Raw genomic sequence first — 24,591 nt, 5'->3', positions numbered from 1 at the left:
GTCACAGCCCCCGAGGGTCGATCTTGTTCCGGAGCAGTCGCTGGATCACCTGCTTGCGGTCGGCACCGCGCGCGATGGCGTCGCGCGCCGAGGCGAGCGGGTCGTTCGGCTGCGGAGGTGGTGCGGACGCGCTGCCGAAGGGCTGCCCCGTGAAGGGGTTAATCATCTGGTGTTCCGTAAGGTAAGTGTCCCTCTGTTTGAGGAACGTATCTGTGTCGGGTGCCCGGGCCGCGATGTCCGACAGATCCTTGTCGATGACGGCGCGCTGACGCATCACATCCATCATCGCCCGGTTGCCCTCTGGGCTGTTCATCAGGCCGGGCTTGGCGTTCAGGTTTGTCGTGAACTCGATCTGCGCAGGTCGTGCCGTGATGGCGCGCGCCGCCTCGCCGGCCAGGATCGGTCCCATGTTGTTGAACATCTCGGTCGCGGACGTGCCTGGCAGCGTCGTGCCGAGCGCTCCGCCGAGCGCCTGCTTTGCGCGCAGCACTCCCTCTCCGAGCGGACCCGTGGTCAGGTTGGGGCCGGCCGCGTCAAGAGCCGCGCGCATCTGGTCGAGCGTCTGAATGCGCTGCTCGGCGGCGTCCCCCTTCTGGATGTGGGTGTTGATGACGCTGGCACGGGACTCTCCGATCTTGGCCTGCTCCGCTCTCTCGACGGGCGGCATATTGATCGTGGTGCTAGGGGGTTGCGGCTCGAAGGTGACCTTGTCGTTGGCGTCCTTCCACGCGGCACGCTTGTCGTCGGGCCTGATGCCGGCCGCGGCGCGGTCCTCCGGAGTGAGGAGCGGGGTCTGGGTTTTGTCTTCGTCCGCCTTGAGCGCGACCGTCGCCTGTCCGGTGCGCTGGTTCTGGCTCCAGACGTTCCCGTCCTTATCCGTGAACTGCTTGTAGAGTTCCTGCGGCGGCACCAGCCCCTTGAACAGTTCATTCATGAACGTCGTATTCGCGCCGAGAGAGGACGCAACGTCGTCGGGAACGCCCGGGATCTTGTTCTTCACAAAGTTGGCATTGGCGGAGATATTCTTCTGCTCTTGACCGAGCTTCGTCAGTTCGACGGCCTGCTTGGCCCGAGCAAGGCCCTGCGCCGCGCTGGTGTTCTGCAGGGTCACTCCGTTCTGAATACCCGCCGCGAGCCCGGCACCGAACCCGTGCTTGCTCATCAGGCCGGCGCCGATGCCGATGAGGAGGTCGCTGTTGGCCCCGAGGCCGGAGAGGAGGCCGTTCCAGCCGCCACCGCTCGCCGCGGGCGAGGCCGGGCCGCCTGCGACTGGCGGGCGGATGTCGGTGGGCTGGGCGCCGGGCGCGCCGCCGAACTCGGCCGGGCGTGCAGGGGGCAGCGGCGCGCTCGCGGGCGCCCGATCCTCCTCATCGTCAGCGCCGGGAGCGGGCTTCGCCCCCGCGGGCTGTGCCGGCAGGCTCGCGGCCGCCGTCGGCCCGGGCGGCACGCGCAGCGACAGCGGCGGCGGTTCGCGGGTCATCGACGGCAGGGACGGTGCGGGCGCGGGTGACGGCGCGGGGGCCGCGTCCGCCTGCGGCGCCGGCAGCTGGCCGAACGCCAGCACGCTCGGCGAGACTCCCGAGGCGGTCGGATCCTGGAGCAGCCCGGACACCGGGTCCTGCAGCGGGATTGCCTGCGGCATGCCCTTCTGGCGCCGCAGCAGATCCTCCGCGGAGAGGCCGCCGTAGCTCGGGGACAGCAAGCCCAATCCTGCGACCATGTCAGCGGCCTCGCGCGGCGAAGTAGGGGAGAAGCCCGAAGGGCTGGGGAGCGGCGGGGGCGGCTTTCGCATCACCGCCCGAACCTGCCGCCGCGGCGAGGCCGGCCGCCGCCGGGACAGCCCCGTAGAGGAGTTGCGACGGGTCGTAATAGGAGCGCACCCGGCCCGGGGTCAGGACGGCGATCTGGTCGCCGCCCGCGCTTTCCCCAAGGCCGCGCAGAATGGCCGTGTCGAGACCCTGCTCGCGGGCCCGCTGGATCGCGGCGCCAGACGCGCCATACCCGAAGGCGACGCTCGGCTGCGCGGTCGGGGAAGCCCCGAGCGCGGCCATCTGTGCGTTGATCCGGTCCGCCTCGTCGTGGGCCTGCTGCACCCGGGCGAGGTGGTCATCGAACATCTTGCCGAGGGCCGCCGGGCGCTTCCCGCCATTGTCCCTCAGGAAGGTCTCCCGGGCCTGCGCGACGAAGCTCGGATCGTCCCGCATGAGCGCGGGGAGGTCGAACACGGCCGAGCGGCCCGGGTCGACCGTCGCCCGGATCGTGCGGGCGCCATCCCCGAACGCGTAGCCCCCGGCCTCGTCGGGCGAAGGCGAGAAGAACAAGGTGCCGCGCTCGCTGGGCATGCCGCCGCCCCGCGCGCCGGGGACGGTCGGATCGAAGCGAGCGAAGTCCGGCGCGCTGGTGCCGTGGTAGAGATCCCACTGCGGCGCCGCCGGATCGAGGCGACCGGCCGCGCCTCGGCCGACCGGCGCCGCGGCAATCGCCGGAGTAGGCGCCGTGTCGAGCCCGGCCATGAGGGCCGCCAGCGGATCGTCCGCGTGCGTCAGGATCGGCCCCGCACCGAGAACGGCCTCGCCCGCCTCTTTGCGCACGCCCGCGCCGAGGCCTCCGGTCATCGCGAGCCCCGCCATGTCGTTCGCCGCGTCGATCGCCTGATCGGTCGTGTGCCCCGTCATCGGGTCGTACACCGGCAGGTCGCCCGTGTAGGCGCGGTATGGCGCCGTCACGGCCGACGCCACGCTCTGGGCGAGGCGGGCGGGCCAGGTCTGGCCGAGCACGGAGGCGGCCGCCGGCCCCTGTGCCACGGGGTTGCCGGGCGCGTCGGGATCGAGCGGCCGCCCGAACTCGTCGAGGGCCGGGCCGCGCCAGCCGAAGGGGGAGGAGGACATCGGGCGTCAGGCGAACAATGCCGAGAGCCAACCTGCGCCGCCGGCCGAGCCGGCGCTCGGGAAGGCCCCGGTCTTGCCGAGCAGGCCGATGCCCGAGGTCAGGCCGCCCAGCGCCTGCTGGAACAGGCTCGGCTGCGGCACCTGCTGCACGCTGGTGCCGACCGAGGACGAGCCCATGCCGGCGATCGGGTCGACGACGCTGGAGTAGAGCCCGAGGCCCTGCCAGGGCGCGTTGTTCTGCTGCGAGAACTGCGTCATGTCGGCGTTGATCTGGTCCTGGCGCGCCGCGTCCTGCATGCCGCCGACCTGCGTGAGCGTCTGGCCCGGGTTGGTGAGGAGGCCCTGCACGGTCGAGCCCGCCCCGACGCCGGCGAGCGCTGCCGCGCGGTCGCCCGAGGCTATTCCGGCGAGGCCCGAGGCCGCGGTGGCGTCGAGGCCCGCGTTCGTGGCCTGCTGCCCGGCCAGCTGGCTCGCCGCCGTGAGCGCCTGCCCGGTCTGCGCCTGGCCCAGCTGCGCTCCCTGCGCGGCGAGCGCCGCGTTCTGGGCTTCCGTGCTGCCGATCGAGCCCAGCAGCCCCTGCGCGAGGCTCGTGCGGGTGTTGGACGCGCTGTCGATCGCCTGCGCGGCCTGCGCCTGCCGGGTGCGCTCCGCGTCGTATTCCTGGGACAGGAGGTTGTTCGCGTTCGCCGAGACCGCGTCGGCTGCCGCATTCGAGAACATCCCCGAGCCGTACCGGCCCGAGGCCGCGAACGACTGCGCGACCTTCGAGGCCGCGAGATCGCCGGAGCGCTGGACGATGTCGGCGAGGTAGGGGTTCGAGCCCGAGAGGTACTTCCCGTCCGCGACGTCCTGGAGGCTCTTCTGCGTCTGGCTCTGGCCCGACAGCCCGCCAAGGAGGCCCTGGTAGCCGCCCGCGGTGTCGAGGTTATAGCCCCCCGAGGCGAGCTTCGCGGCGGTCTGCGCACCCGTGCCGTTGGGGTCGGCGATCTGCCCGAGCAGCCCCGCGGTCGGCGAGGTGTCGACGCGGCCGATGCTCTGGTAGGCGCTTGCCGCGCCCTGCGTGCCGGCTGTCGATCCGCCGCTGCCGAGGAGCCCGGTGACGTAGCTGTTCGCCCCGTTCGCGACGCCGGTGCCCTGGCTCGCCCCCGACGCCATCGCGCTGAGGCCGGCCTGTGTCGTGTCGCCGAGGCCCGCGACGCGCTGGCCGGTGTAGACCCCCTGGCCGGCCCCCGAGGTGTAGGCGTTCGTCGCCGCGCTCAGGATGCCCTGAAGCGCCGGCTGTGCCGGAGCCCAGGGGTCCGTCTTCTGCGACGTGTTGGTGGTGACCGTCTTGGTGCCGCCGCCCATCAGAGCAGATCCTTGCTGTAGTGGGTGCCCGCCTCGCAGGGCGCGGCGGTGTAGTCCGGCAGGAGCCGCCGCCAGCCCGGGCGGCCGACGAATTCGAGCCGTGCGCAGCCCTTGGCTCGGGCGCCGTCCTCGAGGAGGGCGAGCGTGTGCCGCCACGCCCGCGCGCCGGCGCCGCCGACCGCGAGCACCCAGGCGGTGCGCCCGCCGTCGGGCGCCTCGCGGACCTGGCTGACCCCGGCCGCGACCGGCTCGCCCTCGGCCGGACCGATCAGCACCAGGAGTGCGCGCCGCGCCAGGATCGCGGAGAGGAGATCGGCCGGGGCGAGATCGCAGCCCGGCCGCGCACAGGCCGCCGCGAGCCAGGGCCGGACGCGCGGCCACACGCCCGGCACGTCGGGCGCCGCCACCGCCGAGAGGCGCATCAGGGGCGCCGCAGCTCGTAGGTGACCCGGCGCCCTCCCGCCCCGGGCAGATGGCCGAGCGTGAAGCTGCCGGCCGCGGTGGCCATGACGTAGACCTGCGCCGCCGCCGCAGCGGCGTCGAGCGGCACCACCACCGGGACGCTGTCGGGGCCGCAGCGGGCGTCCCCCACCACGGTGCGGTCGCCGGCCGCGAGGTCGACCGGGCCGTTCGCGAGCGCGTTGGTGCCGCCCGTGCCCATGTCGCGGATCGCCTGGACGATCCGGCGCAGGCTCGTCTCGCCGAGGCCCGGCAGGATCACCGCATCCCCTCCGCGGTGGCGTCGATCTCGACCGCCTTGGCGTAGGTCCAGTCCGTGCCGGCCGGGATCCGCACCTTGATGCGGTGGTAGCGCCCGGACGCGCGGCAGGGTGCGAACCGCTCCACCGTCGGCGCGGTCTCGGGCTTCCAGGCCGGTGCGGCGGAGCGCTGAAGGGTCTCGCGCGTCGCCACCGCGGCCCGCCAGTCCTCGGCGTCGCTATCAAGCCGGACACCGCGCGCGAAGGCGCGATTCGGGCGGGCCAGCATCGTGTCCGCGGTGGTGACGGTGGCTTCGAGGGGCGGGCCGGTCAGCAGCGACAGCCGGTTGTCGGACCCCATGAACCCGAGCGCCGGGATGCCGCCGGCATACGACGGATCGTCGAAGGAGATCGTCATGGCGTCGATCGAGCCGGTGAGCGCGTCGAGCGAGGCGGGCGGCGTCGCGGTCGCCATGCCGGCGAGCACCGGGAGCGCGAGCGCGCTCCACCGGTCAAGCTGCCAGTCGTAGCAGAGCGCCGCATCGAGGAGGGACTTGCGGGCCCGATCCGCGCCAGCGGTGCGGTACAGGAAGAAGACCCGTGGCCCATAAACGTCCCGCACCGCGAGCGTCGAGGATTTCCGGTTCGGGTCGACCGCCGCCAGGAAGGTGCGGTTGACCCGCTCTGCCCCGATCGGGGCCGAGACGCCGCCCGTGAACTCGTAGAAGCCGTCCTGGTCGAGGAAGAAGGTGCGCGGCCCGACCTTGACCAGCGCCCAAGGTGCGACGCAGCCGCGGGCCTCCTCGACGATCGAGGTGTCGAAGACCTCCGGGCTCCCCGGCGAGAAGGTGAGCCGCCGGATCGCCCGCTCCTGGAACACGACGCCGAACTCGCCACCCGAGAAGCCGGTCACGGCGCCCCCGTCGGGGAATTGCTGCCCGTCCGCGGTGTGGCCCGCCGTGCGCAGGCCCGGCGTCCAGAATTCCGGGTTTCCGAGGTCGCTCCACTGGATCGCGTTCGGGGCGCCGTAGAGCCCGGCCAGCACCAGGAACTCGCCGACGATGCCGACCGTGCGCGCCCGCGGCGGGCCGCCCCCGAGGTCCCGGAAGCCATGGTCCTTGTCGATGTCCATCACCTGGGGCGGGATCCCGAGGTGCAGCGCCACCAGCCGCGAGCCGTAGAGCGCGAACTGCCAGACGTCGCCGTCGGGCAGGCCGCCGCTACGGCCGGAGACGTCGTCCCAGCCCGTGGTGGTGGTGTTGTAGCGGTAGAGCCGCGTCCGGGTGCCCGCGAAATACGTCCAGGTGCCGAACCGCGGCGACACCACCGCGACGAAGCCGCGGCAGTCGTCGGGCAGCGGCGCCGAGAGCGGGGCCGGCCCCAGGACCGGGCCGTAGCCGTCCGCGCGCGGCACCACGTTGAGCGCGATCGCGGCCGAGGCCGCGTCGAGCGACGCGATGTCGGGCGCGTAGGCCGGCAGAGGGACCGACGCCACGGGCCGCCTCAGCTGATGGCCTTGGCCGCCACCATTTCGGCCGCCTGTTCGGCGTCACGCTCGGCGCGCCGCCCGACCTTGCCGGAGGAGGACTCGGCCATGAACTGCGCAAGGCGCTCCTCCGCGGCCTTGGTCCAGAGCGACGCCTTCTCCTCGTCCTTCTGGAACGCGTAGGCCTCCGCCAGCACCGCGTAGAGGTAGACCTGCGGGGCGGTGCCGATGAGCCAGTTCGTGGTGGCCGCGGCGGTCAGCGGCGGGATGCGCTGGTAGTACGTGAGGGCGTAGGAACCGGCCCGCGGCGGCTGCGGCTGCAGCTTGCCGCCCGCGATGGTGTAGAACTGCGGCGGCCCGTTCGGGCGGAATCGGTTGGTCACCTCCGGCGCGTTCGGCTCCGCGTAGCGCAGGCCGAGCGACCGCCCTCCGCTGCTCGGGGTCCACACCACGGAGACCCACTCGACGTAATCGGTCGGCAGCGCGCAGTTGCCGTCCGCTCCCGGCGCCAGGGCGTTCGTGCTCTGCATGCCCAGCGCCTTGAGCGCCGAGTTCAGGCGCTTCTCGGCGAGCTCGATGAACGTCGGGTAATAGTCTTCGAGGTCGTTGCGGGCCAGGTAGTCCGACAGGTTGGTGACGAGACTGGAATAATCGGTGATCGAAGGGAGCGACACGGCAGGTCTCCGGGCGGTCTAGAGGTCGTGGGCGCGGATCACGCCGGACGAGGCGGCGCGGTTGGCGCGGCCCCGCAGTTCGGTGAGCGCCTCGGCGGCGGCGGTCTGCTGCATCGCCGCCATCTGGGGGTCGCGCAGCGCGTTGAGCGCCAGGTGACGCTTGGCCCAGGCCGCGATCAGCGTGCCGGCCTCGTCCACCCACGGGCTCGTCTCGTCATCGGCACCCGGAGGCGGGATCCGCACGTGGCCGGTGAGGCGCAGCGTGTAGGTGGCGTCCGGCACCGGGTCGATCCGGATGGACCGGTCGAGGTAGGAGTAGAAGCAGGGCCAGCCCTGGAAATTGGCCTGCTGCACGCTCTCGATCGCCCTCTCGGGGCGCCGCTGCAGGGCCCAGACCTGATCGCTCTGCACGACGACGAGCGTGTCGATGGCGAGCAGGGTCGCGATGTCGGGCAGATCGCCGGCGCCGTAGGTGTCGACGCCCTGGACCGCCTGGAAGGTCAGCACCCGCTCGTTGAAGCCGAACCGCTCACTCTGGTGATGCCGGATGGCGCGGACGATCGCGGTGCGCACCTGCGCGTTGAGGTCGGCCCGCGCGATGTCGTCCTCGATCTCCGCGACGAGGTCGCCGAGGGTCGGGGCTCCCTGGGGGGTCGGCATCGGGGACGGGCTCCGGGGCGGGCGGGGGCGGCGGGGCGCAGGGCTCCGCCGCCAGGTCGAGTTCCGTGGCCGCGAGGTGCAGCCACAGCGAGGGACGCATCAGACTTCGGAGCCCTGCGGCACGTAGCTGATGACGATGTCCGCGACGCCCGCGGTCGGCGCCGCGCCCGTCGACGTGAAAGTCACGTACGGCACCGTGTCGGCCGTGAGCCGCCCGAGCGCGGAGGCCGTGGTCGGCTGCTTCGCGCCGACCGTGCCGGCCCCGGTGTCGCTGCCGGTGGCGAGATCGCTGCCGCCCGGGGCGGACCCGACGGTGAGCACGTTCGTGGTGCCGGCGTTGAAGGCCTGCTCCACGACGACGAGCAGGCCCGTGATGATGGCGCCGACCGGCATCGCGTTCTTGAAGGGCACGCCGGTGCCGAGGTTGGCGTCGGCGAAGGTCACGGTCTTGCGCAGGTAGTGGACCTGCTGCGTCGGCAGGCTCCGGACCGGGGGCTTGGTCGGAGCGGTGTTGGTGGGCATGGTGGACCCTCCGGAGGATCAGGGCATGGGCGAGCGGCCGCGGCGCCGCGGAGGCGCTGCGGCCGGGTTCAGCGGGTGGAGAGCGGGATCGCCTACGCGGCGTTGGCCGCGAAGGTCGGGATCACGATCGAGGCGAAGTCGCGCCCGTTGTAGGTCGTCTTCTTGAGACCCCAGATCGTCCAGGCCGAGACCTCAAGCTCGCGCTTGTGGTCGTACATCTCCTCGTTCCACCGGTAGGTGGTCGGGCCGCCGGCCTTCCCGAAGGCGCAGGTCGCGGCCTGGGCGCCCATCAGCACCGCGCGGCGGGTGTTGGCGACCGAGGAGGTGCCGTCGGCCGAGACGCCGCGGGTGACCTGCTGGGACTCGCGCAGCACGACGTTGTTGTACATGCCGAGCGCGCCGGTGAAGATCGGGTTCTTGGTGACCTCACCACCGGTCATCGCCGCCTTCTGGATATCGAGCCACTGGCCCGTCCCGGTGTTGCGGCGCAGCTGCGTCACCTGCGTCGAATGCAGGTAGCAGAGCCACACCTTCATCCCGTCGATCTCGATCGGGCGCATCATCACGTCGCCGGCGTTGCCGCCGGTCTTGGCGACCTCGACGGCCGCGTCGAGGAGGTCGAGCGAGAAGATGTCGCCGGTGACGAGCGCGCCGTCGTTGGCGCGGGCGTTCGGCCGGATCACCCGGGTGGAGGCGGTCACGACGTTGTTGCCCGTGAACTTCACGCCGCCCGAGCCGTCGACCGCGGGGTTGTTGGCGGCGGTGTTGCCGCAGACGTGGTTAAAGAACGTCACCGAGGTGCGCAGCTTGAACCAGTCGGACAGCCCGCTCTTGGCCTGCTCGCGCAGGTCGAAGGGCACGCGCTGCTGGTCGATCGTGTTCTTCGAGCGGACGCCGACGACGTTGCCGAGCTCCTCGATGGAGACCGCGTCGGAGTTGGTCGACAGCTGCTCGCCGTTGCCCTCGGCGCGGTCGGACGAGGTGAAGCCGTTGCCGGACAGCTGCATGCGCAGGCCGAACGTGACCTTGTCGCCGGCGCCCTTCTGGGTCTCGGTCTTGATCTGGATCACGCTGCCGTCGCTCTCGCCGAAGAGCGGGGCGATGTCGGTCGCCCGGTTGGCCTCGACGGCGAGCTTGCGCGACCACAGCTTCACCGCCAGGGCGTCGTTCAGCCCATAGGTCGTGGAAGACATGGGAATGTCCTTCAGGGGGATGTGGGGAGGGGTCTCTTGCCGGGCGTCACGTCGCGCGGCGGACGGAACCCAAGCCCCCTGGTGACCGTGGGGACGGGTGTGGGCGGGAGCCGCTGACGGGGCTCAGGCGAAGGCGGTGACGTGGCCGAGCGGGTCCGTGACGGGGACCGGGCGGAGCGACGCGGACGCGCGCGGGCGGCCCATGAGGGCGCGGTCTGCGCGGCATCCGGTCGAAACTGGCTGCACGAGGCGGGTTCGAGCCGCCGTCACCCACCCGGTGACCAACCGGGGGATTGCGCTCGCCCGGTGGTCAGCCGGATCCGCGCTATGTCGCCGGCCGGCCCCAGAGGGCATCTCGCCGCCGGCCGCTCTGCCCTGAGCTATCGTGCAATGGGTGCCGACCCCGAAGCCGTCGGCGTGGCCGGACATGCAAACGCCCGGCAGCCGTGGGGCTCCGGGCGTGCGTCTCGGGACGCTGGTGATGTCCCGCGGATCGCCCGTCGGGTCAAGGGCGAACTCGCCGCGGGTGCGACCTGCGGCGAGGCCCGGATCAGTCGGTCTCGAAGACCAGCGAGGCGCGGACGCTCTTGCCGCTCAGAGTGGAAACGGAGACGCCGCCACCGTTCATGTTGTAGATCTGCACCGCCGACCCGGAGAGGAGAAGAAAAGGCACGAAGCCCGCGTCGGTATAGCTGGCGGCCCCACCGAAGCGGCTTGATGTTCCGCTGGCCGGTGCGCAGGGGAGGTTGTTGAGAACGGCGCCGTTGCTCGCCGACGTGGCCGGGTAGGTGATCGCGAACGTGACGGTGCAGGTCCGCCCGCGCCGGACGTAGGTCGCATCCTGGACGGTCAGCGTCAGGCCGGCGCCCGACCCGTCGGCCGGGCTCCAGGACTGCACGCGCCCGAACGGCTGCCCGGGAGGAGACCGCAGCTCCTGCGCCGTCGCGCAGGCCGGCCACGCGGCGAGGAGCGCGAAAAGTCGGATCAGCCGCATGTCACTGCCCCTGCACGAAGACGAGCGTCGCGGCGGCCCCGCACGCGGCGTAATAGGTGCCGGTGTGGGCCGGCGTCTCGGTCACGGATCCGCCCTGCGCGCCCGTGGTCGCGCCCGGCCCGTCGATCCCGGACGCGTTGCCCGGCGCCACGGTCGAGGTGTAGCCGAGGTCGCAGGTCACGCCCGCTGTCCGCACCGTCGCCGCCGCCGTCTTCCGGGCCGCGTTCGCAGCGCTCACGAGGCAGGCGGTGTTGGCCGCGCACGCCGTCGTGGTCTGGCTGCCGGCCTCGTTGGTGCACACGATGTTGCCGCCCGACGCGTAGGCCGGGAGCGTGCAGGAGAGGCGGGAGCGCGTGACGCCCGACGCCGCGGCGACGGTCACCGGCACGCCGCCCGTCACGCCCTGGACGCCCTGCGCGGTGGACGCCGAGGTGCCGGGCGCGCTCTGCACCGCCGTCTGCGCGGTGAGGGTGGCCGCATTGGTCGGCAGGCTGACGGTGCCCGAGATGTTGGCGATCGAGCCGATGGTGTTGCTGCCGGCCGCGAGCGGCGCGAGCGTCGCCGCGTAGACGCCCTTGAGCGCCGCGATGATCGAGGCGGTGCCCGACCCGGCATAGGCCGCGTCCGAGGTCGCTCCGAGGGCCGCAATCTCCGACGCCTGATTGGAGGAGGTCGCGGCACCGCTCGGAAGCGGCAGGGACGCGGCGGTGATGGGCTGCGTCGTCGCCGAGCCGTCGACCTTGACCGCCACCGCGTTGCCGCCGACCACCGCCGCCGTGTTCTGGACCGCGAACGTACCCGCGTTGGTGACGGCTTGGCTTGCCGGGAAGTTCGAGACGCCGACCGTGCCGCTGACGGGCTGCGTCACGCCGGAGCCGTCCACCTTGAGCGCCGTCATGGACGCGGCACCCTGGACGGTCAGGACGTCCGTAGAGGGGGCGCCCGCCGTGCCGATCGCGGGCTGCTTGGCCGCGATCGCCGCACCGGACGGCAAGGGCAGCGCCGTCGCGGTGATGGGCTGCACCGTCGCGCTGCCGTCCGTCTTCAGGGCCGTTGTATTCCCGCCCAGGACATTGACCGATCCGATCGTGTTGCTGCCGGCCGGCAGGGCGCCGGTCAGGCCGACGCTCTGGCCCGACCAGGACACCGCCTGCGTCGCCGGGAGGTTGCTGACCGAGACCGACCCGATGGCGTTCGCGCCGGCCGGGAGACTCGGGAGCGAGGTGACCCCGACGGTGCCGATGGCCGCGCTGCCCGCCCCCAGGTTCACGGTCCCGGTCACGGCCTGCGTCGCCGGGAAGTTCGAGACCGCGACGGACGAGGCCGGTGCGAGCAGGAGCCGGCCCGCGTTGTCGACCGCGAGGTAGCCCGTCGCGCCGCTCGCGAGCGTCGGGAGGCTGGTGTTGAACTGCCCGACGAGGACCGGCCATGCCGGGCCCGGCGCGCCCTGATTCACCGTGAGGGCGCTGCTGCCGAATGCCGTGAAGAGCGGGTTCGCGGTCGTGCCGATCGGCGTGCCGCTGTCGTCGACCAGCTGGTTCGTCTCCATCGGCGCCCGGGCCTGCGCGCCCGACGCGAGGAGGAGGCCGAGCAGGAGCCCGGCCGCGCGCGAGAGGTGGTGCATGGTCAGGCCGCCTTCCCGAGGAGCACATCGACCCGCTTGGGGTTCTTCGCGCAGTAGGCCTCGAAGTCGGCATCCGACATCGCGAGCAGGCGATCGAGCGTCATCTCGACCGCCGGCGCGCCGCCCGCGGCCGACAGGCTCCGGCCCGCGGTCTGGGCGCCGGCCTCGACGCGCGCCTGGCGCTCGGCGGCGGTCTCGGCCGGGGCCGCGGGCGGCGCGGCCGCGGGCTCCGGCGCCTTCGGGGAGAACCCGCGCAGGCGCGCCATCTGGAACAGCCGCTCGGAGGGCGACACGCCCGCGGCGAGGCAGGACTGCGCGAGGGCGAACTCGTCCGCCTGGATCGCCTTCGAGATCTCGGCCGGCGATAGGCCGTTGAGCGCCAGCTCCTGCGCGCGGTTTTCGACGAGGAACTGGTAGGCGGCGCCGAAGGCCGGCTCGCTCTGTGCGAAGCGGGCGGCATCGGCCTGGTAGCTCCGGACCGTCGTCTCGTGCTGGCGCTCGGCCTGGAGGGTCTCCGCGGTCTTCTGCTGGCCGCTGCGGAGTTCCTGGATCTGCTGTTCCAGGTGCTTGGCGTACCCGAAGATGTCCTCCTCGGGGTTCGGCACCGTCGCGGCGGGAGCGGCCTCGGGCGCCGCCGGGGCCGTACCGGCCGGCCGACCTTGCATCGCCGCCGTCAGCAGCCGCAGCCGCTCGTCGGCCCGGGCGAGGTGGTCGCGCATCTGCGCGTTCTCGGCCTGCAGCGCCTTGCGGGCCTCGCGCTCCTTGTGAAAGGCGCCGTGCCGGACGAACTTGCCCTTGTTGACCTCCTGGTCGTCGACGTTGTCCGCATCCGGGTCGACGACGTGGTCGTCGGGCAGCGCGGGCGCCGCGGGGGCGGTCGTCGCGGCCTCGGGCGCGGGCGCCGTGCCGCCGGCCTCCGCCGCGGGCGGCTCGGCCGCCGAGGCCTCGCCCTGCGCCATCGCGGCAAACGCGGCTTCGTCCTCGGCCGACCAGTCGTCGGCCGAGACCAGATCGGTGTCGGTCATGGGTGTGTCCTCGTGACGTGAAGGGACGAAGGCCGGACTGACGCGCCGGCCGGGCGGAGAGGGTCAGGCCGCGGGCGCGGGAGCGGCCTGGGGCTGCGCCTGGCGCGCGGCGCCGACCAGCGTCGAGAGCGCATCCATGGCGGAGGCGGTCGCGTCGTGGTGGACCATCCCGCCTTCGCGCGCGGCCTTGGCGTTCTTGAGGTTCGCGCCCGCGTTCAGGTCCTGGATCTTCGCGAGCGCGGTCTTCATGGCGATCTGCTGCTGCGCGAGCGCCTGCGGGTCCTGGCCCTGGTTCGCGAGCAGGTCGCGCATCTTGGCCACGAAGCTGTCGGGGAAGGGCGAATAGGGCAGGATTTCCAGCAGCACCTGCGGCGTGATCATCTCCTTGATGATCGGCAGCACCTGCACGAACGTCGCCCACACCACCTGCTGCTGGTTCGGGGACGAGGGCGCCTCGTCGATCACGACGTCGTACTCGCCGGCCGTGACGTCGCGCAGGAGCGGGATGACCCGCTGCACGCCGTCGCCGACGATCCGCACGAGGCGCCCGTCGCTCAGGAAGTTCTGAATGTAGTACAGCCGCACCTTGCCGATGTGCTTGCGGGCCCGCCGCAGCGCATCGAACAGGGTGGCGAGGATGGTCATCGCGGCCTGCTTGCGCTGGGCTTCGAGCACGCCGGCCTGGTCGTTCATCTTCTGGCCCAGCAGCTCGAGGTTCACCCCCGAGGAGTCGCGAATCGACATGATCGCGAACTCCATCAGCTGGTAGTGCCCGGCCGGCAGCTGCGGGAGCGGCTTCTCCTTCATCTTGCCCGAGGTCAGGGTGCCGTCCGCCACCCAGGAGATGCCGCCGGGCTTCGCGTAGCTCGACTCGAACGCGGCTTGGTCCTCGACCGCGCCCTTCTCCATCAGGAGCCCGCCCTTGGCCTGGCGGTTGAGCATGTCGATGGTCTGCGACAGCCACTTGTTGGCGTAGCGCTGGGGATCGCGCATCGGGCGCACGACCCCGTACCAGCCGCCTTGATCCCGGGGCGCCCGGTCGCCGGTCATGCAGGCGTAGGAGAATTGGTCGCCAGCCGGGGCGGGCCCGTCCTCCAGCACCACGGCGCCGAGGAACGCGCGGCGGTAGACCCGCTTCATGCGCCCATACGCCTCGATCGGCATGCCGAGCGCCTCGGCCCGCGCCTGCATGGTGGCGGCGGTCGCCGGATCAACCTCGTGCGTCTGCCCGGTGGCCGGATCGGCCAGCACCATGACCCGCTGCCGCTCCCACCACTGGCATTCGACGATCGTCACCCTGCGGGTGCCGCCGTCGCTCGTCTCCGCCCGGTCGACGCGACGCTCGCCGGGCTGGATCTGATGGTGCGTCTCGCCCTCGCGGTCGTCCGCCCAGGCCGCATCGATCTCCGACGGGTCGACATCGGGAAACATCGCCTGCGCCTCGGCGATGTCCATGCTCCGCGCCCGGAAGAGGCGGCGCGCGTCCGCGACGTTGCGCTTCACGGCGCTGGCATCCCAGACCATTTCCAGCGGGTCGACCCGGTCCTCGACGTAGGCGCCGTCCGGGTTGACCTCGTAATCGAGGCGCATCTCGACCCAGCCCATGCCGCAGGTCACGAGATCCACGAAGGCGTCCGATTCCTCATCCTCGGCCTCGGCCTCGTCGGCGAGGTAGCGCGACGCCTCCGTCAGCGCCTCGTTCAGGGCCGCCTCGCCGACCTGGCGGGGCAGGTATTGGATGTCCTGGCGCGAGTTGACCTCCGACCCCGCCACCGCCTTGATGACGGGCAGCACCCGGTTGAAGGTGATCGGCTCCCGCTGCTGATCCCGCAGCACCGCGACGTCGTTGTCCTCCCATTGCCGGCCGGCCGCGAAGTCGTAATCGACCCGCGCCTCCTTGCGCCAGCCGTCGGACGCTGCGCGGTCGGTGCGGTACCAGGCCTTGAGGCGCAGGAAGAGCGCGTCGCGGGCGGCGCCGGCCTGCTCGGACGGGTCCGGCGCGTCGTCGGTGTCGGTGTCGCTCACGCGGCCCATCCTGATCCTGTCGGCATGCTCCGCTCGCGGCGGCGCCTGGCGTAGCGGTCGTTCGGCCCGGCCTCGGGCTTGGCCTTCGGCACCGGCTCGGCGATCCCGATGGCGAAGTAGCGGAAGGCGTCCGCCGCGTGGCTGTAGGCGTCGTGCAGCGGGGTCTTCGAGAACTGCCCGGTGTCGGGATCGACGTCGTAGCGGTAGTTCCGCAGCGCCTGGATGCCGTCCGCGCACCGCTCCTCGTCGAACCAGCAGCGCGGGAAGAGCTTGCGGGCCGCCTCGATGCCGCCGGCGACCGACCAGCGTGGCACGATGCGCACCCGGTGGCCGGCGTCCCACATCTGCTGCTCGATGGTGCGGCGGGCCGCGAGCAGCTCGTTCTGGGCATCATGCGGGAGCCAGTGCTCCCCGTAGGCGTAGCCCTGCGCCTCGCGCCGCTCGTCGAGCACCGCGAGGTAGTGGCCGAAGACGTGGCCGCGGGCCTCGTAGAAGTCGATGAGGTGGAACTCGTCGCCGACCTGCTGCGCGAACCACACGGAGGTCTTGTCCGCCCGCCCGAGGTCCCAGAACGTGTGCACGGGCACGCCCGGCACGTGCGGGACCTTGGTGAACCGGCCCTCACGCGTCGCCGCGAGCATCTCGTTGGCGTAGATCGCGCCGTCGAGCACCACCTTGCAGTGGCCGTCCCAGACCGTGGCGTAGGCGGCCGGGTCCCGGGCCTGGAGGTCAAGCGCCTCTTGCCGCAGCACACCCGGAAACCACGGATTGTCCCGCCAGCCGATCTTGACCACCACCGCGCCCGTCGGCGGGGCCTTCACGAACCGCTTGTAGGTCTCGTCCTCTTCGAGCTCCGGGTTGAAGCTGATCCAGATCTCGGAACCGGGCTTGCGGATGGTCGGGATCAGAACGTCCCAGGAGGTTTTCGAGACGGTGCGGGCTTCTTCCACCCAGCAGATATCGACGCCCTCGGTCGACTTCACGGATGCGATGTTGTGGCGGAGGCCCTTGAAGATGAATTCGGTGCCGTTCGCCCCGAGGATGCGCTTGTCCTGGACCTCGTAGAGGCCGGAGAGGCCGAGCATGTCGATCTGCTGCGCCAGAAGCGCGTGCGCGGATTCGGCGATCGAGTTCTGGAATTCGCGGGCGCAGAGCACCCGGAGCGGCCGGCTCGCGCCGATGATCAGGAGCGCCCGCGCAAAGCCCCAGCTCTTGGCCCCGCCGCGCCCGCCGTAGGCGATCTTGTAGCGCGCGGGCTCGAAGAGGAAGGCGAGGCGCTCCGGGAACTCAGCCTTCACCATCGGGCCGCACGAACACGACCTGCAGGCCCGTCAGCGACACGGGGCCGCCCTCGCCATCCCCGTCGACTGGCTGCGTCGGCTTGCCGTAGCCGCGATCGAGGATCGCGGAGGCGGCCGACACGCGCGCGGCCTCGCTCTCGCCCTCCGTCGCGATCTCGACCAGGACGGCGATCGCCGTCTCGGTATGCTCGCGTGCGAGGTCGCGGACGCGGGCAATCGCCTTCGGTCGACCGCCGGGATTGCCGGACTGCCCAGGTTGGAACGCCATTGTTCGGGCCCTGTTCTCAGGCGGGCGTGAGTGTGCGCAGGAGCGCCGTCGGCAGCGCGAGCCACGCTCGCCACCAGATCTCCACGGCGCAGGCCTGCAGCTGCAGCACCTCGGCGAGGGTCGGCTCGTCCATCAGGGCCAGCCCTGGAAATGCTGGCGCTGGAGCATCAGCCAGAGCGCGCCGTCGAAGGGCTGCGGGGCGGCCGGTCGCGGCGCTCGCACAGCACCTTGGCGTAGGTGGCCGCGTCCAGCCCCTCGCGCGCAGCCATCGTCTGGCCGCCGAGCATGCAGGCGAACGGCGTGGGGACGGGCTGGGTCATGACGTCGAGCGCCGTCTCGCGGGTGCAGGCGTCGGGCGCGAGCCCCTTGGCGCAGACCAGCACCACCAGCAGGAGCCCGGACCCCATCAGCGGACGCACCCACGGGACAGCTCTCGGGCCGGGCGCACCACGCGCATCGGAGGGAAGTCGGAGCCCGAGCGCGCGATCGGCGGCCCGGGCGGGTGATCGCCAAGCAGGAGGCGGATAACGTCGAGGGCGCGAGCGGCGATCTCGGCCTTGCGCGCCTCGATCGCGCAGGCGAGGCCGGGCCGCCTCACGGGCGCATGCCCTTGGCGCCGACGAGGCGGCGGCGCTGCTGCGATTCCAGGTTCAGCCGGCGCTTCTTCTTCGCGGGCGGCGGCAGGGGCTGATGCTGCATCTTGGCGCGCAGCAGCGAGGTCGCGAAGGCGACCGCGAAGGGGATCGACCGCATCAGGAATCCGGATTGTGAGGGATCGGGTCAGCCGATGATCGCGACGTGAGTGCCCGGCTGGAGCACGTGCGTCTCGGACCCGGCCCGATGGGGCGGAAGCGAGAACGCGCCGCGATGATGGAGAGCGGTTAAGCCGCGCGAGGCTTGCGCTTGCTGGCAGCGGCCGAAGGCCTAAGTCGTGCCGCTTGCTGAAGAAAGTCGCTGGTCAGGATTGGGTCGTGCTGGCCTTCGCGCAGCACGTGGGTGTCCGCGCCATTCCACGTAAAAAGATACTCGACCGCGCCACGATACTTCGGATTATCGAGCAGGTAGGCGACCGAACTGATGCTCCACCGCTTCCCGGTCGGGGAAGGAATGCCGTCGACGTTGAGGCTATCCGTGACCGCGGCGAGTGTCTTCCCGCTGATCCGCTCCAGGAACATGCGGCGCACGATTTCCGCCTGCTCCTCATTCACGGCGAGGCCGCCGTCCTTGTCACGCTGGTAGCCGTAGGGCACCGCGCCACCCGCGAAACCGCCCTTTGTCGCTTTCTCCTTCCGGCCCCCGAAGGTGCGCTCCGTGATGACCTGTCGCTCCTGCGCCGCCATGCTGGCGAGGACAGTAAAGATCATCTCGCCCATGGGGCTCGCCGTGTCGATCGGCTCTGTCACGCTCCGGATCACGACACCAAACTGGTCGCGCATCGCGTGCACGCTCGTGACGGCGTGAAGGACGTTCCTCGCGAGGCGGTCGAACTTGTAGAGCAGCAGGATGCCGAACGCCCGCTCGGCCGCAAGTTCGAGAATGCGCGAGAACCCCTTCCGATCACCTGGGGGCGTCGCTCCGGACACGCAGTCGGAGACGATCTCCACAAGGTCGTAGCCCTGGCTCAGAGCAAAAGCTCTGATAGCCCGCTCTTGAACGTCGAGGCCAAAGCCATCCGCGAACTGACCTTCTGTCGAGACACGCACATACCCGACAACGCGGGGACGATCCTCAACAAGACCACTCGGAGTCGCCTTCCGGCGACGGTGCATCATCTTGGTGACGCGCTTCGAGCCCTGCATGTCGGATCCATCCGAACTCGGCCAAGATTTTGGAAGCATACCGAATTCGTATTTCCAAGAACACAGCGAAGTCCAAGAATTCGGAAAAATCCAACCTCCGCGCTCTTGCGGAGGCAGCAGGAGCGAGAAGGCCGAATGGCTGTTCCGAGTTCTCTCGTCAGGCCCGTTTGGCGAGCGGCCGATCCCGCATCACGACCTGCACCGACCGGCGCCCGAAGGTGCGCGCGCCCGGCACCATCGACAGCGCGGCGGGCGTGCCGATCGCGCGGACGAGGTCGGCGACGAGGACCTCGACGCGCCGGCAGTGCGCGTCCTTGCGATCCAGGTAATCGGCCTGATCGCGGAACCGCTCGCGGCTCCGGAAACTCCGGACCTCGTCGCGGATCTGCCTGGCGATCGCGTGGGCGCTCATCGGGGATGGATCATGGCACGGTCCCTCCGGACAGCAAAACGCCCGCGAAGCCGGGGAGGCTGCGGGCGTGCGTCTCGGGACGGTGGTCTTGTGGCGCCTTTCGCCCGTCGGGTCAACGGTCGGAGGCGAGGCGCCGCCGCGTGGCCGCGACCCGGTCCCAGCCCCGCCGAGCGGGGAGAGCGAGGCCGGCCGCCTCCTCGTTCATCTGCTCCGCGAACCGGGCCTGATCCGCGCCCCAGGCCTCGCCATGGCCCGCCGGCACCACCCTGCCGCGGGCGTCGGTCTCCTCGCCGGTGTCGGGGGTCCGGAACCAGCGCTCGATGTCCGAGGCGACCCCGCGGGCCACGAACGCCTCGTCGAGGCCTTCGAGCAGCAGCCGGAAATGCGCTGCGACCTGCGCGGTGCCCCGCTCGCCGCCCTTACCCCGGGCCTGCGCGTAGGCCCCGAAGCTCATCCGGTCCGCGAGCACCGCCCGCAGGAATCGCGCGCCGACCGTGCCGACCGCCCGCTCGACGCGGGCGAGCAGCTTCTGCACGAGGCGGGCGTCCTCGATCGCGTAGATGACCGCGAGCTCGTGCGCGATGGTCTGGTCGCGGGAGCCGCCGACGTCCCAGCCGCCCGAGCCGAGCCGCGCGCCGGACGCGCGCTCGAGCACGGCCTGCACCTGGCGGGCGGTCTCGTACTGGCTCACCGTGATCCGGTCGTGGGAGCGCTCGTCCTCCAGGATGTCGACCCGGCGGTTGACGGTAGCGAGGAGCCGCTTGCCGGGCTCCAGGGGATCGTCGATCGCGACGACGGCTGTTGCGACCGCGGCGAGCCGTGCCGGGCGCCCGACGCCGGCGCCGTGCTGGTAGGCGCCACGGCGGTCGTAGCGATCGCCACGAGCGTCGTTCGGGTCGCGGCGGGAGCGACCGCGGTAGGGGACCAGGGGCGGTGTCTTGCGGATCCCAGCGGTGGTCGAAACGGCCACGGTCTTAGTCCCTTGTGCTTATGTTGTGCTCGATCCGATCACGTGCCGGTTTGGACACTGTCAACCGTGCCAGAAGGGCTTAGGCCGTTCGGTCGCGTGACCGGCGATCCGCCTCGTCCTTCGCTTTCGCGATCCGCTCACAAGCCCGTTTCCATCGACGGTCGAAGGTGCGCCGCTGCCAGTCCTTCTCGCGGCACCACTCCGCGATCGACGTCTCCGCGTCGCCTCCGGCCGCCCGGATCCGCGCGTAAGTGAGGAGTGCGAGCAGCTCGTCTCGATCGCTCAACACCGTCCGCGCGAATGCGAGGATGTCGAAGGAGGCGCTCGGCCGATTCCGATCGACCGAGTGAAGCGCGTTCCCGGGCCCGGCCATGATGGCTGTCTCGCGCAGGAGCCGGAACGGGATGATGACCCATCGCTCGATGTCCCTCGCGGTCCAGCGCGGCGGATCCGGGCCCGCCGCAACCGCCTGGGGCGACGGGGGTTCACCACCCCCACCCCCCGCTCCCTCACCCTCCAGCAGGCTCACGCGCGCTCATGCCCTCCTTCAGTGCGCCGTCGCGCCGGAACGCTTGCCACGAGGCCGCCCGGCGGAGTTGCGGCCCAGCCCCAGGTTCTTGGCGAGCTCGCTGCGCTGGGCGGCGTAGGTTTCCGCGACCATCGGGTAGTCCGGCGGCAGACCCCACTTCGCCCGGTACTGCTCGGGGGTGAGGCCGCGCGAGCTCAGGTGCCGTCTCAGCGACTTGTAGGGGCGGCCATCCTCCAGGCTGATGATCGCGTCCGGGGTCACGGTCTTCTTGATCGGCACCGGTGGCACGGGCTTCTCGGGCTCCAGTACGGCGGGCCTGCTGAGCTCCTGGAGCGCGGCGTGCGTGCTCGCGATCAACTCCGGCAGCTGCGCGGGCTGGACCGCATTCTTCGCCACGAAGGCCGAGACGATGTCGGCGGTCAGGCCCACAAGGTCGGCGGCGGGGGTGCTGGGGTCATCGCTCATGGTGCTCTCCTTGGGGCAGTGGTCCAAGTGGTCCAAACTGATTTGTTTTGTTTGGACCATCTAACTCTTTGAAAATAAAGGGTGGTCCAAACGGTCCAAACGGTCCAAACGGTTTTTCGAATTGCTGGAAAATCGCGCGGCCTGGGCGACCGTTCCGCGCTCGCGCCCGCGCGCACGAGGCCCGATTTCGTTTGGACCGTTTGGACCGTTTGGACCACCCTTTACTTTCAATGACTTACGCGGTCCAAGCAAGGCGCCGTGGTCCAAGCTCGTTTGGACCACTCACCCGAATCCGTCCTCCTCCGGCCACGCGACGACCTGCCCGACCGATGTCTCGAAGGCCTCACGACACTCCGACAGCGGCGGCATCACGTAGAGCCAGGGCCGCTTCGCCCCGTCGTCCTCACTCCACCGTGCCGGCACAGCACGGGGACGCTTCTTCGCGAGGCCCGGCACCAGCTTGTGCAGCCGCACCCCGAACGCATTCGGATCGCTCTTGCGCTTCACCCCAATCCGGTCGGCCGCGGCCACGTAGCTGCGGTAGAGGGCGGTGCAGCCGACCTCGGGCAGCCACTCCCCATCGTCGTCGAGCAGGCATCCGGACGTGAGCCGGTCGAGCCACCACCCGTCGATCGGGTCGAGCGAGTGGATCTTCTGCTCGAGGAGCGCGCCCGTCTTCGGGATGTGGCGCAGTTCGACCGAGGAGAGGTCGAAGGTCAGGAGGTCGTGCAGCAGCGCCTCGCGCCCGCCGGCGTCGAGCTCGGCGTCCATCTCGGCGAAGTAGGTGCTGTTCTGCATGCAGCGGTCGCCGACGTCGACGACGCAGAAGCGCCGCTCCTCCTTGCCGGCCGGCACGACCCAGTCCTCGTTCGAGGTCATGATCAGCCGCACGAAGTTCTTCATCGGGATTGGGTCGACCCGCTTCGCCTCGATCATCTGCACGCTGCTGGTGACGAGGCTCTTCAGCCGACCGGCCGCCTTGACGTCGCCCGCCCACACCGCCTCGTCCGCCTGCAGCAGCAGGAGCGAGGTCATGTGCGCGTTGAACTGCCCGACGAGGTAGCGGGGATCGTCGATGAGCAGGAAGTGGGCGCCCAGCAGTGAACCGATGACCTCGCCCACCTTGGTCTTGCCCGACCCCATCTTGCCCCGGAACACCAGCGAGACGCCGATGCGCTCGCGCGGGCGCTGGAAGATGTGGGCGAAGAACCCGAACACCCAGGCGAAGAGCGCGGGGTCTCCCCCGCAGACGTTGGTGAGCAGGTGGTCGCGGAACACGGCATAGGCGTTCGGCTTCGGCGCTGGGGTCCGCCCGAAGCCCTGCCACGTGTTGAAGTAGCCGCGGTTGCCCGGCACCCCGTCCGGGTTCGGGTGGAACTCGATGCCCGCGTACTGGCGCCGGTGCGGGCTGCGCAGCCACGCCACCGCCCAGGTGACCATCTTCACCTCGCCGTCGGCGGTGCGAATCTCGGTGAAGCGGTTCGAGAACCAGTCCTGGAAGGCGCTGATCGTCAGGATGCGCACGCGGTGCTCGACCGGCGCGTCGGGATCCTGGTGGAGCACGAGCGAGGTCGATCCGATCAGGATCAGCGCGTACTCCCGGTTCATCCGGTCGATGTCGAACCCGAGCGGGCGCGGCTCGCCGTCGGCTGACTTCACCTTGCCGGTGGGCAGGACGTGCACGACGTTCTTGTTCATGCCGCCTCCTCGGGCGCGTCGGCGAGGACGGTCGGCAGACGGGTGCGCGACAGCATCCCGAGGAGCGCGCGCCCGTGCTCGACGCTCGCGCATTGGAGCGGTCCCGCCTCGAGGAGCAGTGGCCGCGCGCGGCGGTCATTCACCACCACCACGCCCTGGCGCTGCGCCTTCAGCCAGCCCAGGGGATCGAGGTGGACGCGCAGCGCGTCGCGCATCCGCGCGCAGAACAGCTCCTCCTCGCCCAGCATCGCGCAGGCGCCCCGCCAGACCGCCACCCGGCCCGAGCGAGGGTGGAAGGCGGCGATGTCGGCGACGTAGCCGCGCACGTCCCGCACCGTGACCGTGTAGGCAGTCACCACGCCGTCGCGCTCGCGCCTGAGGTGCCGCTCGAACTCGAAGCGGTCGTTGCCCAGGAACGCGACCCGGTCAATGCGCACCGGGTGCGCGTAGCCGTCCCAGGTCATGAACAGGTCCAGGGCCGCGACGCCCTGGCTCGCGAACCAGTCGACGTGGGCCTGCGGAGGGAAGCTGCCGCGCCGCTGCTCCTCCAGGATCTGGAAGGGGTATAGCGTCATGGCAGCACCACCGTCACGCGCTCGGCCGCCCGCGTGATCCCGGTGTAGAGGTGCCGCGCGCTGTCGCGCCGGAACGCGCCCGATTCGTCGATCAGCAGCACGTCATCCCACTGCGAGCCCTGCGCCTTGTGGACGGTGAGCGCGTAGCCGAAGGTGAACTCGTCGGAGCCCTTGCGGACCTCCCAGGGGATGTCCTCGACGCGCTCGGTGAAGAACGGGTGCGCCACCCGGACATCGACCATCAAGCCCTCGATGTCACACGACGCGACCGTCATGCGGACCGCCTGGCCGTCGTCCTCGAGGACCTCAGCGACCGTCCAGAGCCCGCCGTTGAGAAGCGCCTTCTTGCGGTCGTTGCGCAGGCAGACGAGCCGGTCGCCGACCTCCGGGCGGCCCGGGTCGCGCCCATGGAGGTGGCGGATCTTGGCGTTGACGGTCCGCCGCGTGCCGTTGCGCCCAACGAGCACCTGGTCGGCACTCATCACCGCGCGCTGGCCGAGCCCGCGCACTACGCGGCTCTCGCCGTAGGTGCCCCGCTCCAGGCGGCGCCCCTCGCGGACGTCCATGGACAGGCGGATGATCGGGTTGTCCCGGGCCTGGCGGTGGATCTCCGTCAGCATGAAGGTCGGCTCGAAGCGGGTGAAGAAGCCCTCGCCGCGCACCGGCGGCAGCTGCGCGGGGTCGCCGAGCACGAGGAGCTTCGTGCCGAACGAGAGCAGGTCCTTGCCGATCTTCTCGTCGACCATGGAGCACTCGTCGATGACGACGAGGCTCGCCGCCGCGACCTCTGAGAGCTTGTTGAGGCCGTAGCGGTGGACCACCCGCACGACGTTCCCCTCCGCGTCGGTCTCCTCCTCCTCGAAGGCCGTGTAGATGAGCGAGTGGATGGTCCGTGCGCCCGCGCAGCCCTTCGAGCGCAGAACGAGCGCCGCTTTGCCGGTGAAGGCCGCGAACAGCGCGAAGCCGGCGCCGCCGGAGGTGCAGTCGGCCGCGGCCTGCTTGGCGATCGTCGTCTTGCCGGTCCCGGCGTAGCCGCCGAGGTAGAACACCGGGTCGTCGGACGACCGATGCCACTCGCGAATGGCCTTCAGCGCCCGATCCTGCTGAGGCGACCAGGTCGTCATGCGGTGCCCCGCTGCTTCTGTCCGAACCGCGCACCCCGGTAGGGCACCGGCTGCTGCAGGAGGTGGACGCGGTCGAGGCGGCCGGCGACGAACTCCACGAGCTCGACGGCGCGGCGGATCCGTTCGGCCTTGGCGCGTTGCGGGCCCGGGTCGCCCGCCGGCAGCTTGGCGAGCGCATCGGCATTGGCCTCCGCCTCGTCGGCATCGGCGCTGAGATCGATCGCGAGCCGCGTCAGCCCGTCGAAGCGCACCTGCTGCGCGGCCTCGGCCTGGCGCTCCTTCTCCAGCCATTCATCGCGGGTGAGAGCCATGGC

The 24,591-nt window shown here is 71.2% G+C and carries 27 protein-coding genes; all 27 read right to left on the bottom strand.

Annotated features, from left to right (window positions below):
* Position 1: 1 nt before the first annotated feature.
* The 27 genes from ACW9J6_RS29925 to ACW9J6_RS29795 all read right to left on the bottom strand — a co-directional run bounded on the left by ACW9J6_RS29925 (position 2) and on the right by ACW9J6_RS29795 (position 24,588).
* On the bottom strand, positions 2 to 1,702 hold the full coding sequence (locus ACW9J6_RS29925) for a hypothetical protein (RefSeq protein ID WP_457119999.1): 1,701 nt from the start codon (positions 1,700 to 1,702) through the stop codon (positions 2 to 4).
* Positions 1,703 to 1,721: 19 nt separating this feature from the next.
* Positions 1,722 to 2,888 carry a hypothetical protein gene (locus ACW9J6_RS29920; protein WP_457119998.1) on the bottom strand — a complete coding sequence of 389 codons (1,167 nt, stop codon included), beginning with the start codon at positions 2,886 to 2,888 and terminating at the stop codon, positions 1,722 to 1,724.
* A 6-nt stretch (positions 2,889 to 2,894) separates the two neighbouring features.
* A complete protein-coding gene (locus tag ACW9J6_RS29915; protein ID WP_457119997.1) occupies positions 2,895 to 4,235 on the bottom strand; it encodes a hypothetical protein in 1,341 nt (446 codons plus the stop codon).
* Positions 4,235 to 4,657 (bottom strand): hypothetical protein, encoded by a 423-nt coding sequence (locus ACW9J6_RS29910; RefSeq protein ID WP_457119996.1) that lies wholly within the window; start codon positions 4,655 to 4,657, stop codon positions 4,235 to 4,237. Before ACW9J6_RS29910 ends, ACW9J6_RS29915 begins: the two co-directional genes overlap by 1 nt.
* Complete coding sequence (locus ACW9J6_RS29905; protein ID WP_457119995.1) at positions 4,657 to 4,956, bottom strand: hypothetical protein; 300 nt, start codon at positions 4,954 to 4,956, stop codon at positions 4,657 to 4,659. Before ACW9J6_RS29905 ends, ACW9J6_RS29910 begins: the two co-directional genes overlap by 1 nt.
* Entirely contained in the window at positions 4,953 to 6,428 is a 1,476-nt protein-coding gene (locus tag ACW9J6_RS29900; protein WP_457119994.1) for a hypothetical protein, read from the bottom strand. Before ACW9J6_RS29900 ends, ACW9J6_RS29905 begins: the two co-directional genes overlap by 4 nt.
* 8 nt (positions 6,429 to 6,436) lie before the next feature.
* Positions 6,437 to 7,093: a phage adaptor protein gene (locus tag ACW9J6_RS29895; RefSeq protein WP_457119993.1), complete on the bottom strand. Its 657-nt coding sequence runs from the start codon at positions 7,091 to 7,093 to the stop codon at positions 6,437 to 6,439.
* Positions 7,094 to 7,111: 18 nt separating this feature from the next.
* Positions 7,112 to 7,753 carry a phage adaptor protein gene (locus ACW9J6_RS29890; protein WP_457119992.1) on the bottom strand — a complete coding sequence of 214 codons (642 nt, stop codon included), beginning with the start codon at positions 7,751 to 7,753 and terminating at the stop codon, positions 7,112 to 7,114.
* 99 nt (positions 7,754 to 7,852) lie between these two features.
* Positions 7,853 to 8,275, bottom strand: a complete 423-nt coding sequence (locus ACW9J6_RS29885) for a hypothetical protein (RefSeq protein ID WP_457119991.1) — start codon at positions 8,273 to 8,275, stop codon at positions 7,853 to 7,855.
* A gap of 92 nt (positions 8,276 to 8,367) precedes the next feature.
* Positions 8,368 to 9,468, bottom strand: a complete 1,101-nt coding sequence (locus tag ACW9J6_RS29880; protein ID WP_457119990.1) for a N4-gp56 family major capsid protein — start codon at positions 9,466 to 9,468, stop codon at positions 8,368 to 8,370.
* Between the two features lie 550 nt (positions 9,469 to 10,018).
* Positions 10,019 to 10,462, bottom strand: coding sequence for a hypothetical protein (locus ACW9J6_RS29875; RefSeq protein ID WP_457119989.1), 444 nt, complete (start codon positions 10,460 to 10,462; stop codon positions 10,019 to 10,021).
* Position 10,463: 1 nt separating this feature from the next.
* Positions 10,464 to 12,086 (bottom strand): hypothetical protein, encoded by a 1,623-nt coding sequence (locus ACW9J6_RS29870; RefSeq protein WP_457119988.1) that lies wholly within the window; start codon positions 12,084 to 12,086, stop codon positions 10,464 to 10,466.
* Positions 12,087 to 12,088: 2 nt separating this feature from the next.
* On the bottom strand, positions 12,089 to 13,111 hold the full coding sequence (locus ACW9J6_RS29865; RefSeq protein ID WP_457119987.1) for a hypothetical protein: 1,023 nt from the start codon (positions 13,109 to 13,111) through the stop codon (positions 12,089 to 12,091).
* A 63-nt stretch (positions 13,112 to 13,174) separates the two neighbouring features.
* The gene (locus ACW9J6_RS29860; RefSeq protein WP_457119986.1) at positions 13,175 to 15,145 is read right to left on the bottom strand and encodes a portal protein; all 1,971 of its coding nucleotides are present in this window, start codon (positions 15,143 to 15,145) and stop codon (positions 13,175 to 13,177) included.
* Positions 15,133 to 16,437, bottom strand: a complete 1,305-nt coding sequence (locus tag ACW9J6_RS29855) for a PBSX family phage terminase large subunit (RefSeq protein WP_457119985.1) — start codon at positions 16,435 to 16,437, stop codon at positions 15,133 to 15,135. Before ACW9J6_RS29855 ends, ACW9J6_RS29860 begins: the two co-directional genes overlap by 13 nt.
* Positions 16,424 to 16,705 (bottom strand): DUF5681 domain-containing protein, encoded by a 282-nt coding sequence (locus tag ACW9J6_RS29850; protein ID WP_457119984.1) that lies wholly within the window; start codon positions 16,703 to 16,705, stop codon positions 16,424 to 16,426. Before ACW9J6_RS29850 ends, ACW9J6_RS29855 begins: the two co-directional genes overlap by 14 nt.
* A gap of 167 nt (positions 16,706 to 16,872) precedes the next feature.
* Positions 16,873 to 17,112, bottom strand: coding sequence for a hypothetical protein (locus tag ACW9J6_RS29845; protein WP_457119983.1), 240 nt, complete (start codon positions 17,110 to 17,112; stop codon positions 16,873 to 16,875).
* A 187-nt stretch (positions 17,113 to 17,299) separates the two neighbouring features.
* The gene (locus ACW9J6_RS29840) at positions 17,300 to 17,458 is read right to left on the bottom strand and encodes a hypothetical protein (protein WP_457119982.1); all 159 of its coding nucleotides are present in this window, start codon (positions 17,456 to 17,458) and stop codon (positions 17,300 to 17,302) included.
* A gap of 128 nt (positions 17,459 to 17,586) precedes the next feature.
* Complete coding sequence (locus ACW9J6_RS29835; RefSeq protein WP_457119981.1) at positions 17,587 to 18,504, bottom strand: recombinase family protein; 918 nt, start codon at positions 18,502 to 18,504, stop codon at positions 17,587 to 17,589.
* Positions 18,505 to 18,661: 157 nt separating this feature from the next.
* A complete protein-coding gene (locus ACW9J6_RS29830) occupies positions 18,662 to 18,916 on the bottom strand; it encodes a hypothetical protein (RefSeq protein ID WP_457119980.1) in 255 nt (84 codons plus the stop codon).
* A 112-nt stretch (positions 18,917 to 19,028) separates the two neighbouring features.
* Positions 19,029 to 19,886 (bottom strand): hypothetical protein, encoded by an 858-nt coding sequence (locus ACW9J6_RS29825; protein ID WP_457119979.1) that lies wholly within the window; start codon positions 19,884 to 19,886, stop codon positions 19,029 to 19,031.
* A gap of 79 nt (positions 19,887 to 19,965) precedes the next feature.
* On the bottom strand, positions 19,966 to 20,415 hold the full coding sequence (locus ACW9J6_RS29820; protein ID WP_457119978.1) for a hypothetical protein: 450 nt from the start codon (positions 20,413 to 20,415) through the stop codon (positions 19,966 to 19,968).
* Positions 20,416 to 20,433: 18 nt separating this feature from the next.
* The gene (locus tag ACW9J6_RS29815) at positions 20,434 to 20,880 is read right to left on the bottom strand and encodes a MucR family transcriptional regulator (protein ID WP_457119977.1); all 447 of its coding nucleotides are present in this window, start codon (positions 20,878 to 20,880) and stop codon (positions 20,434 to 20,436) included.
* A 282-nt stretch (positions 20,881 to 21,162) separates the two neighbouring features.
* Complete coding sequence (locus tag ACW9J6_RS29810) at positions 21,163 to 22,578, bottom strand: primase-helicase family protein (protein ID WP_457119976.1); 1,416 nt, start codon at positions 22,576 to 22,578, stop codon at positions 21,163 to 21,165.
* Positions 22,575 to 23,153 (bottom strand): hypothetical protein, encoded by a 579-nt coding sequence (locus ACW9J6_RS29805; RefSeq protein ID WP_457119975.1) that lies wholly within the window; start codon positions 23,151 to 23,153, stop codon positions 22,575 to 22,577. The genes ACW9J6_RS29810 and ACW9J6_RS29805 overlap by 4 nt, the downstream gene beginning before the upstream one ends.
* A complete protein-coding gene (locus tag ACW9J6_RS29800) occupies positions 23,150 to 24,277 on the bottom strand; it encodes an ATP-dependent DNA helicase (RefSeq protein ID WP_457119974.1) in 1,128 nt (375 codons plus the stop codon). The genes ACW9J6_RS29805 and ACW9J6_RS29800 overlap by 4 nt, the downstream gene beginning before the upstream one ends.
* Positions 24,274 to 24,588 (bottom strand): hypothetical protein, encoded by a 315-nt coding sequence (locus tag ACW9J6_RS29795; protein ID WP_457119973.1) that lies wholly within the window; start codon positions 24,586 to 24,588, stop codon positions 24,274 to 24,276. The genes ACW9J6_RS29800 and ACW9J6_RS29795 overlap by 4 nt, the downstream gene beginning before the upstream one ends.
* Positions 24,589 to 24,591: the final 3 nt, after the last annotated feature.

Source organism: Methylobacterium sp. JK268, from assembly GCF_054052225.1.
This window is presented reverse-complemented; position numbering and strand designations above follow the sequence as displayed.

Coding starts and splice junctions, on each gene's coding strand:
- ACW9J6_RS29875 (WP_457119989.1), bottom strand. CDS start 10,462: ATGCGGCTGATCCGACTTTTCGCGCTCCTCGCCGCGTGGCCGGCCTGC.
- ACW9J6_RS29920 (WP_457119998.1), bottom strand. CDS start 2,888: ATGTCCTCCTCCCCCTTCGGCTGGCGCGGCCCGGCCCTCGACGAGTTC.
- ACW9J6_RS29865 (WP_457119987.1), bottom strand. CDS start 13,111: ATGACCGACACCGATCTGGTCTCGGCCGACGACTGGTCGGCCGAGGAC.
- ACW9J6_RS29885 (WP_457119991.1), bottom strand. CDS start 8,275: ATGCCCACCAACACCGCTCCGACCAAGCCCCCGGTCCGGAGCCTGCCG.
- ACW9J6_RS29795 (WP_457119973.1), bottom strand. CDS start 24,588: ATGGCTCTCACCCGCGATGAATGGCTGGAGAAGGAGCGCCAGGCCGAG.
- ACW9J6_RS29880 (WP_457119990.1), bottom strand. CDS start 9,468: ATGTCTTCCACGACCTATGGGCTGAACGACGCCCTGGCGGTGAAGCTG.
- ACW9J6_RS29890 (WP_457119992.1), bottom strand. CDS start 7,753: ATGCCGACCCCCCAGGGAGCCCCGACCCTCGGCGACCTCGTCGCGGAG.
- ACW9J6_RS29845 (WP_457119983.1), bottom strand. CDS start 17,112: ATGGGGTCCGGGCTCCTGCTGGTGGTGCTGGTCTGCGCCAAGGGGCTC.
- ACW9J6_RS29800 (WP_457119974.1), bottom strand. CDS start 24,277: ATGACGACCTGGTCGCCTCAGCAGGATCGGGCGCTGAAGGCCATTCGC.
- ACW9J6_RS29855 (WP_457119985.1), bottom strand. CDS start 16,437: ATGGTGAAGGCTGAGTTCCCGGAGCGCCTCGCCTTCCTCTTCGAGCCC.
- ACW9J6_RS29815 (WP_457119977.1), bottom strand. CDS start 20,880: ATGAGCGATGACCCCAGCACCCCCGCCGCCGACCTTGTGGGCCTGACC.
- ACW9J6_RS29810 (WP_457119976.1), bottom strand. CDS start 22,578: ATGAACAAGAACGTCGTGCACGTCCTGCCCACCGGCAAGGTGAAGTCA.
- ACW9J6_RS29910 (WP_457119996.1), bottom strand. CDS start 4,657: ATGCGCCTCTCGGCGGTGGCGGCGCCCGACGTGCCGGGCGTGTGGCCG.
- ACW9J6_RS29830 (WP_457119980.1), bottom strand. CDS start 18,916: ATGAGCGCCCACGCGATCGCCAGGCAGATCCGCGACGAGGTCCGGAGT.
- ACW9J6_RS29805 (WP_457119975.1), bottom strand. CDS start 23,153: ATGACGCTATACCCCTTCCAGATCCTGGAGGAGCAGCGGCGCGGCAGC.
- ACW9J6_RS29835 (WP_457119981.1), bottom strand. CDS start 18,504: ATGCAGGGCTCGAAGCGCGTCACCAAGATGATGCACCGTCGCCGGAAG.
- ACW9J6_RS29840 (WP_457119982.1), bottom strand. CDS start 17,458: ATGCGGTCGATCCCCTTCGCGGTCGCCTTCGCGACCTCGCTGCTGCGC.
- ACW9J6_RS29860 (WP_457119986.1), bottom strand. CDS start 15,145: ATGGGCCGCGTGAGCGACACCGACACCGACGACGCGCCGGACCCGTCC.
- ACW9J6_RS29915 (WP_457119997.1), bottom strand. CDS start 4,235: ATGGGCGGCGGCACCAAGACGGTCACCACCAACACGTCGCAGAAGACG.
- ACW9J6_RS29850 (WP_457119984.1), bottom strand. CDS start 16,705: ATGGCGTTCCAACCTGGGCAGTCCGGCAATCCCGGCGGTCGACCGAAG.
- ACW9J6_RS29870 (WP_457119988.1), bottom strand. CDS start 12,086: ATGCACCACCTCTCGCGCGCGGCCGGGCTCCTGCTCGGCCTCCTCCTC.